This is a genomic window from Estrella lausannensis (assembly GCF_900000175.1).
Classification (GTDB): Bacteria; Chlamydiota; Chlamydiia; order Chlamydiales; family Criblamydiaceae; genus Estrella; species Estrella lausannensis.
This window is the reverse complement of record NZ_CWGJ01000010.1, coordinates 1-21,918: the sequence shown is the minus strand read 5'-3', so window position 1 is coordinate 21,918 and position 21,918 is coordinate 1. Positions and strand designations below refer to the sequence as shown.

Here is a 21,918-nt window from a genome sequence, read left to right as displayed (position 1 = left end):
AAGATAATCAGAAACCAGGAGTATTGGTTGAAGTGGTAGCTTACAAAGGAGGCTATATGGCAGTCAAAGAAAGAATCAATGGCGTCGATACAACCACTTTAAGAGAAATCTCAGAGGAAGTCCGCAAACACCCGGCAGCTGCGCGCTGCGAGTTCAGAGCGTCAAACACTTGGATGGAAGGGGGGCACAACCAAACCCGGATTCAAGGATATTATGCGGCCGGCCACGAGCAAAAAACCCGTCCGAAACCTTTCACCATGGAAGCGGATGAACCCCCAGCTCTCTTGGGCACTGACAAGGCCCCCAATCCGGTGGAGTACTTGCTCGGCGCACTGGCGTCTTGCATGACAACTTCCATCGTCTATCACCTCAGCATGAAGGGGTATCGCATCCATGCTATTTCATCGGAAATGAAAGGAGAGATCGACCTGCAGGGGTTCCTTGGAATTAACCACTCAATCCCTAAGGGATACAAGAAAATCGAAGCTTCTTTCAAAATTAAAACCGATGCACCTAAGGCAACGATCGAAGAGGCCTACAAATTCTCACCCACCTACTCCATGCTCTCAAAAGGCACACCCATCGAAGTGAAGCTCCACTTAAGCTAATGCGCATCACCTGCGCCCGGCCATCCCCGGCCGGGCATTGTGTATCGAAAGAGGCTCAGCACCTGAAACAATTCAAGTATAATGATAACAAACACTAATTCATTTACTAAAAGCAAATGAAGCTATAAACTTGTTTTCAATTAAGACAAATTAATTGAAAAAGAGACACATGCCACAAATCACATACGCATCCAGCTTGCACGAAGCAATCCAGAACACCCCCGACTGGAAACTGGTTCCCCATTTCAAGAGTTTAGGCCGGGAGATCGTCAAAGATGGAATCAACTATCAAATCTTCAATAAAAAGGAGAGATTCTGTCCTCTTCTCAAACGCATCGGATTGATAGCTCTTACAATTCTCTTTGTGGGGATACCCCTTCTTTGCTCGAAGAAAATGCGTACTCTCTTTTTCAAAGGGAAGGAAACTATACGCTCTGCGGTCCCTGTTGAACTTCTCAAGCCCACGGCAGAAGCCGACATCAGGACACTCACCGGCACGGCCGGCCGTCCATCAACCCTCGTGCCCTACTACAGGGAAATTGACCGGATCCGAGAGGCAGATACGCTGTCGCCACCCAACAACTGGAAAAAGGGGCTCGGTTCAAATGAAATCGAGCAGACGCTGGAAGAGTTTAACACCGATTTGGTGGCATTACAAAATGCCGAACGAACAACCATCAGCATTATTCTTTTCGGCGACATCACCGAAAAAGAAAAAAAGATCATCCGCATTGTAAGACAGTATCTCAAAATGGTGCATGGAATGCACACTTCCATCCAGAATACATCCCTAGCTCTTCCGAGCGACGACCTGAGGGAAAAGTTCGGTCATACGCAATACGCTCTCTCTCCCATGCACTTCAAACTTAGAGAACAAATCTCACAAAACAGCTACGCACTTGGCTTCACCAACCAAGATATCTACCCCGGTTCGAGCTATGCTTCAGTCAACTTCCTCTATGGTGAGGCGCTACCAAGCATGGCCACCGGGGTGTTTTCAACCTATAGGCTGGCAGACGATGGTAAAGTCAAGGCTCTCATCCGGCTAATGAAATTGGCCTCGCATGAATTTGCCCACATGAGGGGCTTAAACCACTGCACAGATTATGTGTGCGGTGTGCAGGGAATTAACAATTTGGAAGAGATGGATAAGTCTTCCCTTCTTTTTTGTGCCCAGGATATGGCCAAAATTTGTCTCGTCAACAATTGGAGCATCAAAAAAGGCTATCAGAGGCAGCTCCAGTTTTTCAAACAGTTCTCGCAAAAACATTCCCTGCCGTGCGATTTTACAAACGAGATCGCCCTCCTCGAGCGGAAAATTCGGAAACTAGAAATATCGGGTTCATAAACACGGCCCTCCCCTGCTAGCTTTCCAGAGAGACTATCCACAAACAAAGCATCCTGATTTTAAGTTTATGGATAGTCTCTAAGCAGCGGATCCGGAGGGTGCTTAGCCGTAAAATCCCGTGAAATAACGAATCATTGCGCAGATAGGCATCAACTCACTGTTTTAATCCTTAAAGCCCGAACAAAAAAACACTTGATGAATCAAGCGTTGATAGAGGGCTGTTAACAAGTGTGGGCCGTATTTTTTTCATTTAAAACCATTCCTTACACTATCTAAAACAGCTTCTGTTAAGACGGCTTAACCTTCTTTTAATTTCAGGTTAATACCGCCCCTCTATGCTCATTGCTTCTTCAAACTAAAAAAAAGGAAAACAGTCATGAGCACCATCGTTCCCATCATCGGCAAGGCAGCAGTTACCATCGGCATCCAGGTAGCGAAAAAGGGCATCGACTATGCTTCAAAAGCCTACGGCGGTTATGCCGGCGTCTCCGTCCTTAACAACATCGTAGAGAATTCCCAAAATCAAGGTGAGCAGATCGCCGGTAAAGTGGGCCGCACTTTCGGCAAGTTTCTCGGCAAAGCCGTAGCAGGGCACGCTGTTCCCGTCATCTCACAGCAAGTCAAAGTCATCGGCGAGACTATTCAGCAAGCGGGCGTACAAGTCCTCGACATCGCACTTCAAAACGAAGAGACGAAGGAGCCTACCGAAAAAAAACCTTCGAAAACGCTCTCGACAGCTCTGGAAGTAGGCAAGATCGCAGCGACAGTCGTTGGAACCGCCGCGATCGCCTCAGGTATTGCTCCCTTCGCCGGCATCGGCATTGCGTATGCTGCGGTGGATGCCCTTCCTAAAATTATCAAAGCCGCACTATCGGAGACAAAAGAAGAAAAGGTGCACGATTTAGGCGATATTTTAAGCTCTGCCGCTAAAAAGGTGTGTATCGAAACCGCAGGAGTTGTCATCGGCAACGTCGTTCGCTACGATCAAGTTAAAGGCGCTTATAACGCCCGCGTCGCTGAAGGCGCGCTTGCCGGTAAAAAAATCGGTAACTACCTACCAGGCTTCATGAAAGGGACAGCCGAAAAGGTGGGCGCTTTCTTTGGCACGGTCGATGCCGGAAGACATGCGATGAGCATGGACGTCATCCAGAAGGCCAACGATGCGGCAGCGACTGCCGGTGGGGCCCCCCCCTGCCGAAGAAGTGGTCAAAGGCGGCCTTAAAATGACGGACGCTTTTGTCTCTGCGCAGGTTGAGAAACAGGAAAACAACACGCTTGGCACACTAAAGAAAGCCGCTTGGATCTCCGCCGGGCTTGCCGGAGGTGTTGCTTTAACGGTGATAGCTCCCGAGATCGCGCCCGTGATCGCCGCCACCTCGCTACTGTCCGTATCCGACAAAATCGTCACCTGGGCAAAAAATAAATTTTCTACCCAGGAAGCTCCGGTTGAAACAGAAGAACCTACCGCTACCGAGGAAAAGCCGTTTGAAAAAGAGATTCTCGAGGCCAAAGAGTCTTTAATCAGCCAAGTGAAAATCGATTTCGAAAAACTAGATCTTAGCGAGGCTGCTCCAGCAGCTTAAACGCTAGCAGGCCGGCAGACTAAAGCCGGCCTCTTCTTTTCACCCTTATACCGCAGCATCTAAATTGGGCATGGGAGCTTTCAAAAACCAAATTTCGGGACACTTTCGGTGTAATTTAAAAAGTAATTTACTTTTCTTTCCTCCTTTGACTAGGATCCAGATCAAACTGAACCCGTGGAGGGAGACGATGCAGCCCGATGTACAATTCAATCCCCATGCTGACAGATCCGCGTACCCAACGGCCTTTCCCGGTTCTCATCCAATCAATCAGTGGAATGGACACTACGCCCACGTGGCTCCCGCTGAAAACACCCAATGGCATGGAGCTCCATTTTTCCGGGGGATGGCGACCATCACATTGGCAGACCGCACGGTCATCTCCATACCGCCGGAGATGGTGGCACAAGTTAAAAAAGACTTAACAGCAAGCGTCCAACGCATCCAGGAGAACAACATCGTCGTCGCGACTACAGCCCTGCAATCAGCACTCCTGGCCATTCTAGATTTTGAATCGGCGTTTAAAACATTTCTCAGTAAAGGCGATGACACGACACTGCTCTCCAATCTCCAGGCCTGCATCGATGAAATCACACAGGCCAATGCCCAGCAAACGGCGTTTTTAAACCACCCGCTCTCCTGGCTTGTCACTGATGAAAAAAAAGAAATTCTAGATATGCGCGAGCTTTTCGAGCACTGCATTAAAGTGATCCAGAAATTTGTCCCCTGCCTTAGAGGAAGAAACGGTTATAGTTCGCATGAGATTATCTCCCAGACACTGGGCTGGACAGGATGGCAGCAGCAAGCCAGGCAGATCGGGCTGCACAACAGATCCATCGAAGGCCTTCTCGATAAATTTCAGATGGAGGGACAAACCGGAGAGACATTTACAGCCATAGGCTGCTTCTCATCAAGCGTGGACTATATCCTGAACTGCTATCAGAAAAAGAGCTATCCCGCGGTGCAAAACATCGCCTATATCTACGAAAACTCCAAGATCAAACACCACTTCATCGCCCTAAACGAAGTGGACTTCCCGGATGCAAAGAGGTGGAATTTTACACTTTAGGCGCAAATGGGTGAATGAAGGGCATACAATGCAGCTTTTCGTATACTTTTAACAGCTTCACCCCAGAGTGCAGCGACCTTTAAGATGCCTATCCTCATTCAATCACATCGCCCCTGAACGAAGTTGGAATATGCTTACGATCAAGATGCTTACACCCTCTGATAGTTAACAATTTAAGACCATCTACATGCACAAGGTATTTGAGTGCATCGGATTCTAGCTGCTTGCAATAACTAATCACCAGGCTCTGCAGTTTCGGCACTTGTTCAAGACACTTCAGAATATCGGAATCAAGCTGCTTGCAAAAGCCGATGTCCAGACTCTCAAGCCCCTTGACGTGGACAAGATGCTTCAGCGCATCCGGCTCAAGGCTATCACAAAACCCGATCTCTAAAATCAGAAGCCCCGGCAGGTGGACAAGATGCTTCAGAGCATCCGGTTCTAAACTGTCGCAAAAGCGAATGTTTAGTCGCTGAAGACCCTTTATATGCACAAGATGCTTCAGCATATCACTCTCAAGTTGCTTGCACCCGCTCACAACGAGACCTTGAAGGTCTTTGACGTTTTCAAGGTGCTTCAAAGCGTCGCTTTCAAGCTGGTCGCAGCTAGTCGCAACAAGGTTCTGCAAGGCCTTAACATGCACAAGATGCTTCAGTGAATCCGGTGCTAGTTGAGTGCAAAAACCGATGTTTAGACTCCGAAGTCCTGGCACATGCACAAGATGTTTCAATCCCCCCCTCTCCAGCTGCTTGCAACGTGCCATACAAAGCTGCTGAAGCCCCTTGACATGGACAAGATGCTTCAGGGAATCAGGTCTCAAATTGCAGCAGTTATCCATGTCTAAACTCTGCAGCTCCGGTACATGCTCAAGATACTTCAGCGCATCAACGCTGACGGCAGTGTGCGAGATTCCCAAATGGTAAAGATGGGGGAAATTTGTAGTTACTCGTTTTAGGCAGGCATTATCGAAATCATAGAATCCGGTGAAGTCTGCATGACGGAGAAGGGAGCTATGGGGGTGCGACATAAGCCAATCTATCGCCTGTGAGGCAGTGCAATTCTCTCCCATTACTACCCTTAGGGGTAACGATTGACTGTTGATCAATTCGATTTGAGCTTTCAGACAAGGGTTGTTCCAATGGGTTGTAACAGCTCGAAGGTGAGCAAGATTCTGGCACGAGAGCTCCCTTAAAATTTGAAAATGAACATCTGCGAGTAAAACTCTCATCGGATCGACGGAGGAGGAGTGGGCGGCTATGATCTTCTGGCAGTACGAAGTGATGACCATCAAGTCGCAATCGTGCGCGCTGACGCCGCTTTCGATCGCTTTTGAAACAACTCCGGTTAAATCATTCAACAAAGACAGAGGTGGGGTGTTATCTTCTCGGCTGCAGTCCCTAATATGGGCTGCAATCATCGCTATCTTTTTTTGGATCTCCTCCTGCCCGCTGCCGGGCTTTTTGTCCCCTGGAATGGACGACTCGATCTGTCGAAGAGTGGGGAGAGCGGCGGGTGCTGCAGGCGTCATATTAGAACTCCTTTTCTAAAAAAAAGATATATTATAGATAAATAAATCTATTTATTAAAGCAGTAACTAGTTAATTACTCCCCGCTAGTCAAAGTGAAGCTGAACGCATTCGTGTGATACGGAAGGTGTGCTGAAATTTTGGGGTTTTGGCAGTCTCTAGTCTGAATTGAATTCGCTTTACTTACTGCCTCGTGATCAGTAGTGTAACCCACACCCGACTTTTATCACCCTCTTGGTAGCGGCCGATATGCACTCAAATCTTCAAATCGTTCTGATCCTGACAATTGGATTTGCTCTGGCAAGCTTACTCGCCTTTATAGCCCAGCGCTTTCGCTTTCCCGCAATCTTAGGCTACATGCTCGCCGGCTACATCATCGGCCCCTATTCTCCCGGATTTGTGGCTGATGTGGAGATCTCTGAACAGCTGGCAGAGATCTGCGTGATCCTCATGCTGTTCGGCGTCGGCCTCCATTTCAGAATCGAAGATCTGATAGGGGTCAAGAATATCGCGATACCGGGAGCTGTCGCACAGACGTTTTTTGCGGCTGTCACAGGTTTCTTAATCGTTCGGGGAATGGGCTGGTCACCAGAAGCCGCCTTAATCATCGGCTTGTCGATTGGGGTGGCAAGTACTGTCGTCTTGGTCAGAATCCTAACGGACAACGAGATACTTAATACCAGCAAAGGACATATTGCCGTAGGTTGGCTGGTTGTGGAAGATATCTTTACCGTCATCTTTTTAATTTTACTCCCCACCTTCGCTGCCTTCTCATCGGGAGAAAACATTTCCCTCATGAGCTTTTCCGGCTCGCTCCTCATCTTGACAGGCAAGTTTCTAATCCTCGGTCTTTTCATGTTTAAGTGGGGGCATAAGATCGTAGCGTATATTTTAACGAATATAGCAAGGTTAAAATCCCAAGAGCTCTTCACACTGACGATTCTTGCCCTCGTATTTGTCATCGCGACAGGTTCAACAGCGCTATTTGGTACATCCATCGCTCTCGGAGCGTTCATCGCAGGAATGGTGATTGGTAAAACCAGTGTCCGTCATCAGGCGGCAGCAAACGCGCTACCCTTGAAAGATATTTTCGCGGTGATATTTTTCCTGTCGGTCGGAATGCTTTTCAACCCCAACCCCATCATCGCAAACTATCCTTTGTTCCTAGGTGTGCTTGCGGTGATCCTGATTGTGAAACCTCTCGTAGCCTTCATCATCACCGTCTTGCTCGGCCATTCGCTGAATGTCGCCCTCACCCTCTCGGTTGCTCTGGCACAGATCGGAGAATTTTCTTTTATCCTGGCGGAAGAGGCGATGAATTTGAAGCTCCTGCCGGACGATGGCTTCGACATCTTAGTTGCCTGCGCGCTGGTATCAATCTCTTTAAACCCGCTTCTCTTTCAATCCATCGGATGGATCGAAAAGAAAATGGCTCCCCTCCCACTTTTCCGGCGCGGAAGACGCAATGTTGTGAAGGGGCAAGAGGGTTATCAGTTTCCCACGCCCACGGTCATCATCGTCGGCTTTGGGCAGATTGGCAAAGAAGTATCCGTATTCTTAAAGGAAATGGGAATTTTCCCCCTGATTATCGAGCAGAACATCGACACAGTCATGCGCATGGAAGCACAAGACACCATCTTTTTCGGAGACGCCGCCGAGTCCAATATCTTAAAAGATATCCACATCGAACAAGCCAGCCACCTGCTGATTACCGTGCCCGATACTGCCAAAACAGTCAAAATCATCCATACAGCCCGGAGCGTAAATCCAGACATCGAAATTATCTGCCGTTCGCAGTCTATTATCGATGAAGATAAGATCAAAGAACTCAGGGCTAAAAGCATCTGCACCGAAAGCGTGGCGATGAACTCCTTCCTGATCCTTGTGCGCCAGCTTTTTCACCCAGCCAAGAAATAATAAGCAGGCTCCATTTCAAATTACGGTAATATCGTCATCTATTTCCTTGCCTGCGATCTTTTCTTTCCATTACAATCCATCCCCATTCACAAGTCCTCCAAAGGAGTTTTTTCATGAATCGCACGCTGTCGAAACTACTCGCCTTGTTTTTATGCACACTCATTAACACCCCCCTTTTCACCCTCGAGGAAAATTTCATTGTACTCAACGCCTTAACTGACCAGGTGATTGAGGAGAGGGGCCCTCATGTCAATGACAGGATCACTCCCTGTTCCACCTTCAAGATCACACTGGCGCTGATGGGTTATGACTCCGGCATTCTAACCGATGAAAACAACCCTGTCTGGCACTACAAAGAGGGTTACGATGATTTCCTGGAAGCATGGAAAGCTCCGCAGACTCCCGCATCCTGGATGAAATTTTCCTGCCTTTGGTACTCAAGAATTATCGCTGAAACCCTTGGTGAAGAAAGATTCCGGCACTACCTCGACCTATTCGATTACGGCAACCGGGATACCTCCGGCGGGCTTCCGGCTCCCTGCTGGATCAACTCCTCTCTTAAAATTTCCCCAAAAGAGCAGGCTCTCTTCATCCAGAAAATGGTCTTGGGAAAACTGCCCGTCTCTCAGGAGGCTTTCAATAAGACAAAGGCAATCTTATTTCAGGGCATCACGCAAGATGGCAGCAGACTCTACGGCAAGACAGGCTGGACAGGCTCTCGAAAGGACGAGAGTGGTAACGCCTATGAAATCGGCTGGTTCGTAGGTTGGGTGGAGAAAGGCCAAGACGTTTTTCCCTTCGCTTACTACATCCGCGACAGTAAGATCGAGCTCACACAAAGAATTCCGAGAGCAAAGCAGTTGCTACAAGAGACAACGGATGAATAATCCTAAAGTAAAAGAGGCCCTGGCAGGGCCTCTTTTACAATAAATCCCACGTTATTACCACTTTAAATCTGAAACTGATTTCATTATAATATCGGAAAACCAATCCCGATTTGTTATGACACCTTTTTCCACCTACCTCCCTTCTCCCTCGGCAAAGCACATGAGAATTGCCTGCGAGGATGTGGCCGCCTCCTGCTGCCGATTCCTCGACCTTAAGAGTTTGGTCGCAATGCGGCAGCTTTCACCGACGCTTCGCCGTTTTGTGAATAGACTGCTGATCGAAAAAATCAATAATGAAGAGATCGGTCTTTATGATCTCCGCATCAGAAAATTCGAGGATTTAACAAACTACTTCGGCAGTGTTTATTCGAAAATTCGCCACCTTAATTTTCGGGGACATGAGAAAGTTGTCAATTTCACCTTTCTCGATTCGTTTAAAACACTCGTTTCCCTAGACATTTCCTGGCATAGTAATGCAAAGAAGATCACTCTAAGACGCTCGCACCCTCATTTGACAACCATCACCTCGATTGCCTGCTGCAAGCTTAACAGCCTGCACTTTTTGAAATATTGCCCCAACATCACTCACTTGGATATCAGCGGCTGCAACAATGTCACTAATTTGAGGTCGCTGCGTTATAGCGAGAAGTTGATTTCGATCAAGCTTTTGGGATGTTCAGCGATTAAAGACTTTTCACCCCTCTCTCTTTGCAAAGATCTCATTGAATTAGATCTCTCCGGCTGCCGCCAAATTGGGAATTTTAAGTTTCTTACCAGTTGCCTCAAATTGAGAGCGATCCACATTGAAACTTTTTTGGTGTCACCTGAACTGCTTGCCCTGGCTCAGCAGATGAAGCTTGTGATCAATCCCCCCGAACCCGGGGACGAAAAATAAATTAAGAGAGAACCAGCGCACTCTTTAAGCCGATGGTGCGCGGCTTCTAAAGCGCATCAGACACCCGATTGCCCTGCCTAAAAAGATGCCCAAAATCAAGGCGGAGAAAAGCTCGAGGGACAGAAGGAGATTGGAACCTTCAGGTTGAGGAATCACACTACTCACGATACCGACTGCGAATTTAGCGGAAAAAATCGAGAGGGAAAGAATCAGCGGCATCCAGCTCCCGGGCATCATCACCGTTTTCTTTTCGTGGATAAACTCCACGTTTAGTTTCTGCATGTAGGCGTAGCCGATTGAAAACCCCGATCCCAAGGCCGTTAGCCACAGCAGCAGGAAAGAGCCCTCCACTCCAAATCGACCTAAAAATGTAGAGAGGGACCAGACGAAAAATCCTAGGGGAAGCGCTAAAAGTGTCTTTACCGGCAGGTTATGCGGCTTACTCGATTTGACCCCACCCCATATTAAAAATGCCAGCAGCGGCCACACAAATAAGGGGGTCTTCACAAGGATCGTCAGCACTGTCGTCTCCTCTCAATTTGCTGTGTTAGAAGTGCGATGTCGAGCTCTACGTGTGCAAGACCTATTCGGAGTGTCTCCAGCCAATAGGGCTTATGCGGCAGCTCTTTGATCAACATCTTCTCAGTCTCCTCAAAGAGCTTGAGCGCAGCTCGCATTTTAGCCAGTTTTTCTTCCCGGTGCTTCTGCATTTCTGCTTCTGTTTTGTCATCGGTAAAGAAGAGTTTTAGCAAAAACTCTTCCCGGTGAATATCAGGTTCAGGCTCTCTTTTAAACCACCCCAAAAAGGCCTCTCTCCCCTGAGCGGTGATCGTGAAAATTTCTTTCCTTCGCCTGCCGACGAAAGCTTCTTCCACACTGACGAGCCCCTCCTCCGCCAAAATTTTTAGCGTAGGGTAGATGGACGCATCGGACTCTTGCCAAAAGTGGCTTGTCGCCTCGCGGATGAGTCTCCCCAGCTGATAGCCGGACAGCGACTCGGTCAGCAAAAAGCCAAGCAGTACATATTTGGTCTTTTTTTCCTTCGCCACAGAATTCCCAAGATACCTAATGATTAGGTATCTTAACTAAACCACGATTAAAGCTCAACCCTAGAATTAACCAGCTAACTTTATTTTAAAATCATCGACTCAACACTGCTTTTATGTAAAAAACCTAATTAACATTGATCTTTACAAGAAATTAACATACAATTGTTTAAAAACAAAAAAAGCACTATGTCCGATAGAATTCAACAGTTGAACTTACTCACGAGTGGCGACACCCTCTTTCTAGTCGCGGCCTTCATCGGCACCGGACTGTTCTTCATCCAGCTCCTTTTTAACGCCTTTGGCGGCGGCCACTCCGATGACAGCAACGGAGAGTTCGACACCCTTCAATTCAAGTGGCTTTCCAAGCAGGCCGTCACAGGGTTTTTAATGATGTTTGGCTGGATGGGGTTGACCGCAACCCATGAATTTGAATTTTCGCTGCCGAGCGCCCTAGGTATCGCTCTCTCGGGCGGCGCCCTGCTGCTGATCATCACCGGCTCTCTTTTTAAAGGGGCGAGTAAACTTCACAGTCCCGGGTCGCAGTTTCGCATTGAAGACACCCTTGGAAAAAAGGGACTTCTTTACCAACGCATCAAAGACGGCAATAGCGGCAAGGTCACGGTGATTCTCAACCAGATGACCTATGAGATCGATGCCCTGTCTGAGACAGGAGAGGACATCCCCTCCTTCACACCCGTTAAAATCACTAAAATTAATGACGACAAAACAGTGGTCGTCGCAAAAACTTGAGGTAACGCATGGAAATAACCTACTTCGGCACCACCCTGACACTCTTCGTTCTATTCATTGCGTCCATGTTATATTTTTTGGCCAAGCTCTACGAGCGTTGTCCGTCAAACAAGATCCTGGTGGTCTATGGCCGCATGGGCGGAAGTAAAACGGTGCAGTGCTACCATGGCGGCGGAACCTTTGTGTGGCCGCTGATTCAAGGCTCGGCCTTTTTAGACTTAACGCCAAGAAACATCCATATCCCTCTAAGGGGAGCGCTTTCGCATCAAAATATCCGTGTCAACGTTCCCAGCACCTTTACCGTTGCTGTGGGCGTCACACCGGAAATCATGAACAACGCCGCCGTACGTCTCCTCGACTTAGACCACAAAGGGATCGAATCGATGGCCACCGAAATTATCGTTGGACAACTCCGCTTGACCGTCGCCTCCCTGCGGATTGAAGAGATCAACCAAGACAGGGAACGCTTCTTAGAGGCGATCAAGAAAAACATCGAACCGGAACTCCACAAAATAGGCCTGACTCTGCTCAACGTCAACATTACAGACATCACGGACGAATCGGAGTACATCGAAAGCATCGGTAAGAAGGCCTCTGCCACTGCCGTCAACCAGGCAAAAGTCGATGTCGCCGAGCAGGAGAAGCAGGGGGATATCGGAAAGGCCTTGGCGGAGAAAGACAGGCGCGTATCGGTTGCTTCCTTCAACGCGGAAGCTGTACGCGGAGAGAATGAATCAAAAGCTGAGATTGCCTTGACGAACGCCACCTTGGCAGAGCAAGAAGCGGAAGCGACAAGAAGAAGCCAAGTTGCCAAACAGCATGCCGAAGTCGAAATTCAAATAGCGCGCGCGCTCGCTCAGGCAAAGCTCCTTGAGACAGAAGAGGTCGTTCCTGAAGAGATCAAAAAGAAAAAGATCCAGATCGAGGCAGAAGCGGAAGCTCAGTGCAAGGTCTTAATCGCAAAAGGCGAAGCGGAAGCCATAATGGCTATACGCCAGGCGGAAGCCGAAGGTATCCAAATGCTGCTCGATGCCAAGGCAAAGGGCTATAAGCAGCTGATCGAAGCTTGCGGCGACAATGCCGAGAGCGCCTCGACCATGCTCCTGATCGAAAAGCTGGAAGAGATCGTAAAACTTCAGGCCGAAGCGATTAAAAACATTAAAATCGATAAGATTACCGTGTGGGACAGCGGTGATAAAAACGGCGGCAGTTCGACCTCGAACTTCATCAGCCAATTTGTCAAATCGCTCCCGGCACTTCACGACGTCGCCTCCATGGCAGGTTTGAAGCTCCCGCAATATCTCGGGAAGGTTACCGAGGGCAGCCATGACAAAGCAGTAGACGACTTGAAATAAAAAGAAGATCCTCCCGCCAATGGGGGCGAATCCTCTTATCAACATAAACGAAGGCAACTCCCCGGCTCTGTTCTACATGAAGCGAATCAGCCGGGGGGATCTTAAGCCCCTTTTTTCAGGGCTTCCGACTAACGAGACTCTTCACGAAGTGAATTTCCGCCCAGCCTCTGCATTTCGCTTGCGATCTTTCAATTCGATTCAAATCTCATTTCTAGTCGAGCATGGTTTATCTCAGAGGTGATTGCAACCGACCGAACTTTCCTATACGATACACCGAACGTGTCTCAAAATTTGTTATAGCTAAACTTAAAAAATCTATGAAAAGTAAAAGACTAGCAGCACAAGACCTGAAAAACAGCGCTCCTTCGAGAGAAGAATTTGAGGAGATGCTGAAGCTTTGGGAAAAAAAGCACGAGCAGAAAAGCAAGGCTAAAGCTCTCAACTACACCTGGATTGAGAGTCCGCTCGGTTCAATTTTGGCAATCGCCGACGAAAAAGCGCTATATCTTCTCGAATTTCTCGACTGCCGGGGTCTCGGCTGGGAGGTCGAACGGCTACTGATAAATTACAATGCCCACTTAGCGCCCGGCCTCTCAGACCCCTTGCGCCTAATTGAGAGAGAGCTGCCCCTCTACTTCAAAGGCAAGTTACGCGAGTTTACTACCCCCGTCAACCCGACAGGCACACTTTTTCAAAAGCGGGTGTGGGGAGAACTGATGAAAATCCCCTATGGGGAGACGCGCTCCTATGCGGAAATTGCAAAGGCTCTTGGCAAACCGACCGCCTTCCGCGCCGTCGCCGGCGCCAATGGCGCCAATCAACTTGCGATCATCATCCCCTGTCACCGCGTGATTAACACGGGCGGTGCTCTCGGGGGATACAGCGGCGGCCTGCCAAAAAAAGAGTGGCTGCTCCACCTGGAAGGCAGGGGCGCTTAGGTCAGTTATGTCCATCGACAAGATCAACGCCGAGTTTTACAACAACAACGAAGAAGCATTCGATAAGATTCCTTTCGATCCGCTGTTGCCTGAGATCTTGAAGAGGCACTTCCTTGGAAGAAGGGTGTTGGAGATCGGATCCGGCGGCGGAGCCTTAGCCCTTTGGCTAAAAGAGAATTGCAACTGCTCCTTGGTCCTTTGCGAACCGGCGGAGAAACTCGCTCTCAAAGCGCGCTCCAAAGGGTTAGATGTTCACACCTCCTCGATTCAAAATTTTCAATCGGACGAAAAATTTGATTCTGCCCTCGCTATCTCCTCGCTGATCCACGTTCCCAAAGAGGAGCTTCCGGCTGTAATCCACAAGATTCATGGCCTGCTTGAGGACAAGGGACTTTTCGTCGTCAGCTTCATCGAAGGAACAGGTGATGGATTTGAAGATCCCACCAAGGCAGGCAGAGACCGCTACTTTGCCCTTTATACAGAAGCGGAATTGGCGCCTCTTTTCTCTCCCCATTTCAATGAGCTGGAAACTCACCGCATCTTTAACAAAAAAATGAACCGTCACTTCCTTTTGAAAGTATTTAAGAGAAATTAACCTATGGAAATTACGCGCGAAAAACTCCTTAGCACACTCCGTTCCCAGTTTAAAATGGATTCGTTTCGCCCGGGACAGGCAGAAGCGATAGAGACCCTCTTTGAAAGAGGGCGCCTGCTGTGCATCCAGCCCACAGGCTATGGAAAATCGCTGTTATACCAGCTTCCATCCTGCTTAGTGGGTGGCCTAACGCTTGTTGTATCCCCCCTCTTAGCGCTGATGCGCGATCAAGTTGATCAACTGACAGAACGATTTAATATCGAAGCTGCTTCCATTAACAGCGACCAGACAGAGGAAGAGAACGCCAAAGCCAGGGAAATGGCCTCTAAAGGCTTGATTCAGATTCTCTTTGCCGCCCCTGAGCAGCTGGATCATATCGACCGCTTTCAGTATCTCCTCTCTTTACCTATTCAGTTACTTGTCATCGATGAAGCCCATTGCATCTCAACCTGGGGGCATGATTTTCGTCCGAGCTACCGCCGCATCCTCGATTTTTGCCTGGCGCTCGCTGAAGTCAATCCCCAATTGAAAGTGCTGGCGCTGACAGCGACCGCCAACGAAAGAGTCGAGCAAGACATCATGCGGCAGCTCTCCACCACCACAGCACCTCTTGCCATATTCCGAGAAAAGATGGACAGGCCCAACATCCATTTGTCGGTTGTATCAGTCCAAGGAATGGCAGCAAAACTCAGCCTCTGCAAAGCCCTGCTTGAAAAACAGCAGGGAAGCGGCCTCATCTATGCCGCGACGCGGGAAAACGCTGAGATGATCGCCGAGTTTCTTAAAGAACAAGGCGTGTCCATCGCCGCCTATCATGCCGGCCTGGCATCCGAGGAAAAACGATCTTTGCAAAAAGCGTTTGCCCTAAGCGAGTACCGCGCGATCGCCGCTACGACAGCCCTCGGGATGGGCATCGACAAAAAGGACTTGCGCTTCATCATCCATTTCGACATTCCCGGATCAATCACAGCCTACTATCAGGAGGTCGGCCGCGCCGGCAGGGATGGTGAAAGAGCGGAAGGGATCCTTCTCTACGATAAGGCCGATCGCGCCGTGCAGGACTATTTTATCGATTCGGCCCTCCCTTCCGAAGAGGATTTTGAGCGGGTGTTGGAGGCTGTATCCAAAGCGGAGACACCTCTCAATCTGACCGGGATCAAAAGGGCAACAGGCCTGCATCCCACACGGGTAACGCTCGTTATTGCCGAATTGATCGAACAGATTTTTTTGAGCAAGACAAGTGTTAAAGGCACCCAGGTCTACCGCAAAGTGGACTCCTGTGGCAGTCTCGACTTAAGCCGCTATCAAACGCAGCACCGGGTCAAAACGGAGGAGTTGAATAAGATCTTGGGCTACGCCGAGGGCAATCAATGCCGGATGGAAGTCTTAAGGGAAGCGCTCGGAGACTTAGAGGCGAGCGCATGCGGCCGCTGCGACGTTTGTCTTAAGGTTAAATTCGACATCACTGCCGACAAAGAGGCTGCAAACCGCTGGCTTAGGCAAAGGACGCTGCCCATTGCAGAAATGCGGGTACACAAAACTTCTCAAGGGTTCAGCCTCTTCGACGGCAAGATGCGCCCCCCGGAATTTATCCGTTTCATGCGGGAGCGGGCTATAAGGGAAGATGTCGACGAAGAGATTCTCAACCTCATGAAAGCGAAAATCAAGAGCCTGGCTCTTCCCGTCACATCCATCATCGCGATTCCTTCCAGGACATGGATGGGAAGGCTCCCCTTTGCCAAAGCTCTTTCTGAACAGCTGCAAATCCCCCTACTGGAAGAGGTTCTTCATTTTGAGAGTTTGCCGGAGAAAAGACAGGGAGATCTTCTCAATAACGACCAACGCGCAGCCAACGTGCATGAAAAAATGAGAGCTCTCAGCACAGACCTTGTGCCGCACGGGGCGATTCTTCTCCTCGATGACTATGTCGGCTCGGGATCGACAATCAAAGAAGCGGCGCGCGCTTTAAGAAAAAGCCTAAAAAATCCAATCATCCCTGTCACTGTGGCAGCCGTCAAATGGCGCCTTGGACAAACAGGATTTATATAAATTTGAAAGGAAGAGCTATGGTTATCCAGTATTTCCTCGATTTTCTTTGCCTTTTTTCTCACCCGGTTGTTGGAGGAGATATTCTACCCAAAACAGAAAAGGCTCTTTATCAGATTATCTACATCAATGGCCCTTCGAGCTCAGGCAAAAGCACGCTGATTAAACAACTGCAGCACACATTAAAGGACCCCTATCTTCATGTAGGGATTGACCAGCTCATCAACATGATGCCGGAAAAAGTGAACGACTGGACAGGGGGCGAGGCGTCTCATGGATTTAGCTGGAAGGCTGCCACAGACATCGATGGTAAGCCTATGCAGCTTCTTCAGATAGGCCCTTTTGCCAAAAAAGTGAGCGAGACGCTCAAACAGATCGTTCAGCTGATGGCTGAGAGCGGCTACTTCATCATCATTGACGACATCGCCTTCGGCAAAGAGGGTGTGGATGCCTGGCGAGAGGCACTACGAGGTTACCAGGTGATCTACATTGGGATTCATACTCCCCTGCCTGTGCTTGAAGAGAGAGAGCGCGCACGAGGCGACCGGATGATCGGGTCTGCCAGAGCGCAATTTTTATCTGTGCATAGAGGCGTCAGCTATGATCTAGAGTTTGACACGAGCAAGGTGTCGGTTAATCAAATCGTAAAGAGTATCGGCCAAAAAGTATACCCGAGCGTTCACACTCAATGATTGGGCTAGCTGCGAGTCATCCTATACAGTCTCTCTCCAGCTCCCGGTATCATCCGGACCAAAGGTGCAGCCATCGGGAGAAGAAGCGGATTTAAGAAGAGGCGGTGCAAAAGCTTCCCTTTAAAAATTCTTCGTCTGTACCGCTCATTCCAGCGCTGGTCGTAGGATTTGGCATCCCCTTCCAGGGCGCAATCGGCAGCCAGAACGCCGGACGAGAGCGCCATCGACAGCCCGCCACCGGCAGCGGGTGGTATTACTCCTTTGGCATCGCCAACAAAATAAGCAGACGGCCAGGGAGACTGCGGACGAATCCCAAACTCCGGAACCGGCCCGACCATCCACTCTTTAAACAACAGCTTTCCCGATTTTAGAGCTCTTTGCAGCGGCAAGGCGCGGCTGCTCTCAAAAAACTGGTGGAATGTCTCGCGGGGATTCAGCGCCTCTTGGCTTAAGCAGGAAATGAGCCCTGCTACATTCACGGTACCGGGAGCCACAGAGGCCATGCCAAAATAGGCCCCTTTCATCAGGTACATCGTAAGCTGCTCCCCGCAGTCGATCCCTTCAAAGTGAGCCTTGGCACCCACATAACAAAAGGCGGGCTGCGAAGAAGTGGTGTAAGATCCAGGCAAACGCCCCGTGCTGACAATTAGTGTCTTGGCCTCAAAGACAACTCCCGAATCGAGTTGAACTCGATAGGGCTCCTCGGCCCCTTGAGGCCCCTCTACGCCAAGGACTTTAACGCCGCAAACAACCTCCGCTCCCCTTTCAATGGCCCTCCTGGCCAGGGCATCATCGAGCAGGTAACGCGAAAGGCCGCCTGCACACTCTTTAAGCGGGATATATAAATCAGAACGCGGAGACACAAGACACACCGAAGAGATCGCGGCCGCCGGTTCAATGTCCCATTGTTTCAAGAGCGGCAAAGCCTCCGGAGAGATGAATTCGCCGCACATCTTATGCGCCGGAAAGGAGCGTTCTTCAAGCAAGACAGCCCGGACTCCCCTGTCGATCAACCGATTCAGAGCGGACAGGCCCGCAACGCCTCCACCGATAATCAAACAATCTGCTTTCATTGCTTCACCAGCGTTAATGTCCAGCGGAATGGGAAGTTCCAGCTGAGCTTGTATTGCCCCTCTTGAAATCCAGCCTTTTTAAGAAGACGGATCCAATCCCCTCTTTTGAAAGAGCGTCTTATGGATAGTCTGCCATCGTGCCATATCAGCCGGCTGGGAAAGAGAAGCGGTGCCACTACCGAAAAGGCCACATACGCCAAGAGGTGCCTTTGCAAATCATTGATGACCACAAGCGAAGAAGCGATTCTGTAGCTCTCTTTCAAAAAGTCGATCAACTCCTCGTCATCCATATGATGGGTAACCAGCATCGTTGTGACCACATCGAACGCTCCTTCCCTGTAAGGCAGGGACTTTGTCTTTTGCAACTCGAAGGACAAGTTACTTTGGCCTTGGGGCATCATGGCACGAGCGTAGGCAACTGCTTCAGGATTGATATCCACCCCCAAAACGCTGGCATTCGGAAACCAGCGGCTTAACCTTCTAGACAGTCCTCCGCCCCCCATACCTACCTCAAGAATGGAGCGGGGGTTCGATCCTTTAAGCGCCTTTCTGACTGCCCGGTAGCCGCCAAGCAATTGGTTGATCCGGCTCAAATGCTTTAAACAAAGCGCGTACTCCTCTTGTGTGTAATAAAGAGGCCCCAGATCTAAAATTTCCTGTTCGTTCGAGCGTTCTCGCTGCCACATGACCCTACTCCCTCTTCAGTAGCAAACCCTCGATGGAGAGTCCGGGGCCGAAGCCGAGACCAAGAACCCAGGGCGAGTCGCTCTTTTTCTTCAACACTTCATCCAACACAAAAAGAAAGGTCGGACTCGACATGTTACCATACTGCCTGAGAACACTCCAGGAAGCTTCCAGCTGGCTCTCGTTCAACGAGCAGGCTTTAGCCACAGTTTCCACAATCGCCCTGCCGCCCGGATGCACGGCGAATGTGCACTCGTGAAAATCGGTATGGGGTGCTGCCAATTTTTTAGAAAAGGGCACGATATATTCTCCGATCGCCTCGGGGACCTTCGGGCTGAGCTCCATTTTAAAACCGGTGTCGCCAACGCTCCATGTCATCAGGTCCAGCGAACCCGGAAGCGCCAGCGAGGCTTGCCCCTTGAGAGACAAAAGGGGCTTTTCATTCGATGTCGCCAAAGCTCCAACGACCACTGCCGCAGCGCCATCACCAAAGAGGGAATTGGCAACCAATGTCTCTTTCGTACTCGCATGCTGAAAATGGAGGGAACAAAGCTCGGTGCATACCAGCAAGACGCGGTTTTTAGGATTTTCTAGCGCTAGCGCTTTTGCGACCGCGAGACCCTTGAACGCTCCAAAACAGCCCATGAAATTGATTCCCAGACGCTCCACGCTCCTCGAAAGGCCGAGGCGGTCTACGAGCAGAAATTCTATACCGGGAGCGATGCAACCTGTGCAAGAGACAGAGATCACATGGGTGATCGCCTCAACATTTCCACCCCAAGATTCCACCGCTGCCCTAGAAACATCTTCTGCAAGGGCAGGCGCTACGCTCTGATAAAGCAAGGAACGGGCAGATGTTTCTTGACCGACTGAGGGAAAGGAATCGGGATTGAACATGTCCGCAACGACAGAATGCCGCTTTTCTATAGAAGTTCCTCTGACGACCTTCTTAAGAAAATGCGCCTCCTCGGGAGAGAGAGAAAGATGGTTTTGGAGACGCTGGACAAATGTCTCCCGGTTCAGCGATGCCTCAGGCACCTTGGTTGCCAATGAAAGGATTGAGACGGTCATATGGAGTCACTCTCTTAATTAAAGAATGTGAATTAAAATGGCGAATAGAGACAATTAAATAAAGATGTCATTTAGAGTCTGTTTATGGAGAGTTCTCTGCGTGCCAAAACAAAATTTCAAAATACTTTCGGTATATGTTGATTGCTGAGACGGCCCGTCTGACCATCCGCTGGTTCCGGGAGGATGACCGAGCAGCCTTTAAATCCCTTGTACAAGATCCCGAGGTGATGCGCTTTTCTTTGAAAGGGCCGGCAAATGATGCCGATGTGGATGTGCTTTTTGCAAAGCTGCGCCAGGATTATCAAGAGCATGGTTTCGGACTTTTCGCACTGGAGGAAAAGTCATCCAAGGCAGTGATCGGCTTTGCCGGCATCAAGCAATGGGAGATCGACGGCGAGATCCACAAAGAGCTCGGGTACCGCCTTTTGCCAAAATACTGGGGCAAAGGTCTTGCCTTTGAGGCTACGAGGTGCATTTCCGATTGGGCATTTAAGACACTCGACCTAAATTGCCTGATCGCCCTCATCGAGCCGGAAAACCTCCGCAGCATAAAGCTGGCAAAGAGGTTAGGGATGAAGAGAGTCAAAAGCTCTCTTTTCTTGGGGGTTTACACCGACATCTATCTGCTGACAAAAAAATATGCCTACAAAGACTACTCTCGGCACTTCCCCAATCTCTTCACCCAAGAAAAAGATCGTCTCCTGGCAGTTTTACCACACAAGACGCTGGTTGAACATGTGGGCAGTACGGCAGTTCCTGATCTGGGAGGCAAAGGCATCATCGACCTGGCCGTTTGCTGTCCTATCGATGATCTGAAAAATGCCGAGAAGGCGATCGAAGACCTCGGCTACGCCTTCAACTTATCAGGCAGCAGTGGCGAGAGGCGCTTTTTTAAAGCCTATCTGAAAGACTTGCGGGGCCCGTACAACCTCTATCATCTCCATCTGCTGCCGGAGGGCTGCCCAGAGTGGGATGAACTCATTGATTTCCGCAATTATTTGCGAGACCACCCTGCTGAAAGGGCTCTTTATGCCTCCATTAAAAAACAGGCAGCTCTCCGCTATCCGGAAGAGGGAGAAAAATACCGAGAAGCCAAAAAGCCGCTCATCGACAGGATCAAAAAAGAGATCCGGCTTGGCCATTAACGGTTTGCCCCTGCTGGAAATCCCCCGAGAAGTGATACATCAATAGCTGCAAAACCGCACGTCACGGAGTGGTTTTACGGAACCGGACTTGCAAATACCTACCGTTTTTTTAGATGATTATCTGTGCGGCATTAAGGTTTTAAGTTTTTGGCTAGCTTTCGACAAACACCACCCCTTCGCTCTTTTCACCACCTCAGCCATCAAAAAGCCGGATGATGAGCTATACCGAAAGTATCTCAAAACTTGGGATTTTGGCTTTGAGAAAGTCTCAGGATTGAATGATCGTAAGCCGCCCCATTTCTTTAATATTAGGTGACTTCTAATATTAGGTGGCTTACGATCATTCAATCGCGAGAGCTTTCTCTTTGCCAAAAAACAAATTTTGAGACACTTTCGGTATAAGGAGGGTGCTGCCGTCACCCTCGACCTCTTGATCGGCGATCCTTAGGCCTGAAATGCATCGAAATCTCTGCCCTCACCTAGGTGTAGGGGATTGCTAATCGATCCGAGCACTCTTAATGATATAAACGCCACTCTTTTGAAGTCCTCCACTACCATCGGAGTATTCATAAGGGGCTGGCCCTCCAAGAGCCATAAGATCTTTGCCATAGGGATGCCCTCCACCTTGCGAAGTCAATGGAATGCCTAAATCTTGTGCGATCTGTTTTGCCAGGGCGTTAAGAGCTGCTT

The 21,918-nt window shown here is 49.4% G+C and carries 22 protein-coding genes; 15 read left to right on the top strand and 7 right to left on the bottom strand.

Annotation, left to right across the window (positions count from 1 at the left end; all coding sequences use genetic code 11):
• Positions 1 to 56 precede the first annotated feature (56 nt).
• From ELAC_RS02910 to ELAC_RS02890, 5 genes are all read left to right on the top strand, one after another.
• Positions 57 to 608, top strand: coding sequence for an OsmC family protein (locus tag ELAC_RS02910; RefSeq protein ID WP_098037787.1), 552 nt, complete (start codon positions 57 to 59; stop codon positions 606 to 608).
• A gap of 169 nt (positions 609 to 777) precedes the next feature.
• Entirely contained in the window at positions 778 to 1,956 is a 1,179-nt protein-coding gene (locus ELAC_RS02905; protein ID WP_098037786.1) for a zinc metalloprotease, read from the top strand.
• A 376-nt stretch (positions 1,957 to 2,332) separates the two neighbouring features.
• Positions 2,333 to 3,178, top strand: coding sequence for a hypothetical protein (locus ELAC_RS02900; RefSeq protein ID WP_098037785.1), 846 nt, complete (start codon positions 2,333 to 2,335; stop codon positions 3,176 to 3,178).
• Entirely contained in the window at positions 3,117 to 3,539 is a 423-nt protein-coding gene (locus tag ELAC_RS02895; protein ID WP_143406421.1) for a hypothetical protein, read from the top strand. Before ELAC_RS02900 ends, ELAC_RS02895 begins: the two co-directional genes overlap by 62 nt.
• A 187-nt stretch (positions 3,540 to 3,726) precedes the next feature.
• Positions 3,727 to 4,605, top strand: a complete 879-nt coding sequence (locus ELAC_RS02890) for a hypothetical protein (RefSeq protein ID WP_143406420.1) — start codon at positions 3,727 to 3,729, stop codon at positions 4,603 to 4,605.
• A gap of 94 nt (positions 4,606 to 4,699) precedes the next feature.
• Here the strand turns inward: ELAC_RS02890 and ELAC_RS02885 are convergent, their stop codons facing one another.
• Positions 4,700 to 6,133: a hypothetical protein gene (locus ELAC_RS02885; RefSeq protein ID WP_098037782.1), complete on the bottom strand. Its 1,434-nt coding sequence runs from the start codon at positions 6,131 to 6,133 to the stop codon at positions 4,700 to 4,702.
• A 247-nt stretch (positions 6,134 to 6,380) separates the two neighbouring features.
• On the opposite strand from ELAC_RS02885, the gene ELAC_RS02880 reads away from it, so the two are divergent.
• The 3 genes from ELAC_RS02880 (at position 6,381) to ELAC_RS02870 (ending at position 9,830) form a co-directional block, all read left to right on the top strand.
• A complete protein-coding gene (locus tag ELAC_RS02880) occupies positions 6,381 to 8,048 on the top strand; it encodes a cation:proton antiporter (protein WP_098037781.1) in 1,668 nt (555 codons plus the stop codon).
• A gap of 113 nt (positions 8,049 to 8,161) precedes the next feature.
• Positions 8,162 to 8,935, top strand: a complete 774-nt coding sequence (locus tag ELAC_RS02875) for a penicillin-binding transpeptidase domain-containing protein (RefSeq protein ID WP_098037780.1) — start codon at positions 8,162 to 8,164, stop codon at positions 8,933 to 8,935.
• Between the two features lie 115 nt (positions 8,936 to 9,050).
• Positions 9,051 to 9,830, top strand: coding sequence for a leucine-rich repeat domain-containing protein (locus ELAC_RS02870; RefSeq protein WP_098037779.1), 780 nt, complete (start codon positions 9,051 to 9,053; stop codon positions 9,828 to 9,830).
• 24 nt (positions 9,831 to 9,854) lie between these two features.
• On the opposite strand, the gene ELAC_RS02865 is transcribed toward ELAC_RS02870, so the two are convergent.
• On the bottom strand, positions 9,855 to 10,352 hold the full coding sequence (locus ELAC_RS02865; protein WP_098037778.1) for a DUF6622 family protein: 498 nt from the start codon (positions 10,350 to 10,352) through the stop codon (positions 9,855 to 9,857).
• On the bottom strand, positions 10,346 to 10,879 hold the full coding sequence (locus ELAC_RS02860; RefSeq protein WP_098037777.1) for a PadR family transcriptional regulator: 534 nt from the start codon (positions 10,877 to 10,879) through the stop codon (positions 10,346 to 10,348). Before ELAC_RS02860 ends, ELAC_RS02865 begins: the two co-directional genes overlap by 7 nt.
• A 186-nt stretch (positions 10,880 to 11,065) precedes the next feature.
• Between ELAC_RS02860 and ELAC_RS02855 the strand changes: the two genes are divergently transcribed.
• From ELAC_RS02855 to ELAC_RS02825, 6 genes are all read left to right on the top strand, one after another.
• Positions 11,066 to 11,629, top strand: coding sequence for a hypothetical protein (locus ELAC_RS02855; protein WP_098037776.1), 564 nt, complete (start codon positions 11,066 to 11,068; stop codon positions 11,627 to 11,629).
• An 8-nt stretch (positions 11,630 to 11,637) separates the two neighbouring features.
• Positions 11,638 to 12,984, top strand: coding sequence for a flotillin family protein (locus ELAC_RS02850; protein ID WP_098037775.1), 1,347 nt, complete (start codon positions 11,638 to 11,640; stop codon positions 12,982 to 12,984).
• Between the two features lie 317 nt (positions 12,985 to 13,301).
• Positions 13,302 to 13,922, top strand: a complete 621-nt coding sequence (locus ELAC_RS02840; RefSeq protein ID WP_204250522.1) for a methylated-DNA--[protein]-cysteine S-methyltransferase — start codon at positions 13,302 to 13,304, stop codon at positions 13,920 to 13,922.
• 7 nt (positions 13,923 to 13,929) lie between these two features.
• Positions 13,930 to 14,517 carry a class I SAM-dependent methyltransferase gene (locus ELAC_RS02835; RefSeq protein WP_098037772.1) on the top strand — a complete coding sequence of 196 codons (588 nt, stop codon included), beginning with the start codon at positions 13,930 to 13,932 and terminating at the stop codon, positions 14,515 to 14,517.
• A 3-nt stretch (positions 14,518 to 14,520) separates the two neighbouring features.
• Positions 14,521 to 16,566 (top strand): RecQ family ATP-dependent DNA helicase, encoded by a 2,046-nt coding sequence (locus tag ELAC_RS02830; RefSeq protein WP_098037771.1) that lies wholly within the window; start codon positions 14,521 to 14,523, stop codon positions 16,564 to 16,566.
• 17 nt (positions 16,567 to 16,583) lie between these two features.
• Positions 16,584 to 17,255: a chloramphenicol phosphotransferase CPT family protein gene (locus tag ELAC_RS02825; RefSeq protein ID WP_158227792.1), complete on the top strand. Its 672-nt coding sequence runs from the start codon at positions 16,584 to 16,586 to the stop codon at positions 17,253 to 17,255.
• Positions 17,256 to 17,260: 5 nt separating this feature from the next.
• Here ELAC_RS02825 and ELAC_RS02820 read toward each other — a convergent pair whose 3' ends face one another.
• From ELAC_RS02820 to ELAC_RS02810, 3 genes are read right to left on the bottom strand one after another with little or no spacing between them, the layout of a single operon-like run.
• The gene (locus ELAC_RS02820; protein ID WP_098037769.1) at positions 17,261 to 18,328 is read right to left on the bottom strand and encodes an NAD(P)/FAD-dependent oxidoreductase; all 1,068 of its coding nucleotides are present in this window, start codon (positions 18,326 to 18,328) and stop codon (positions 17,261 to 17,263) included.
• Positions 18,325 to 19,014, bottom strand: a complete 690-nt coding sequence (locus tag ELAC_RS02815; RefSeq protein WP_098037768.1) for a methyltransferase domain-containing protein — start codon at positions 19,012 to 19,014, stop codon at positions 18,325 to 18,327. Before ELAC_RS02815 ends, ELAC_RS02820 begins: the two co-directional genes overlap by 4 nt.
• A gap of 4 nt (positions 19,015 to 19,018) precedes the next feature.
• On the bottom strand, positions 19,019 to 20,083 hold the full coding sequence (locus tag ELAC_RS02810) for a type III polyketide synthase (RefSeq protein ID WP_098037767.1): 1,065 nt from the start codon (positions 20,081 to 20,083) through the stop codon (positions 19,019 to 19,021).
• Positions 20,084 to 20,217: 134 nt separating this feature from the next.
• Here ELAC_RS02810 and ELAC_RS02805 point away from each other — a divergent pair, with 134 nt between their 5' ends.
• Positions 20,218 to 21,228, top strand: coding sequence for a GNAT family N-acetyltransferase (locus ELAC_RS02805; RefSeq protein ID WP_098037766.1), 1,011 nt, complete (start codon positions 20,218 to 20,220; stop codon positions 21,226 to 21,228).
• A 496-nt stretch (positions 21,229 to 21,724) separates the two neighbouring features.
• Here ELAC_RS02805 and ELAC_RS11720 read toward each other — a convergent pair.
• Positions 21,725 to 21,918 (bottom strand): hypothetical protein (locus ELAC_RS11720; RefSeq protein WP_158227791.1); only part of this gene is annotated, 194 nt, incomplete at its 5' end.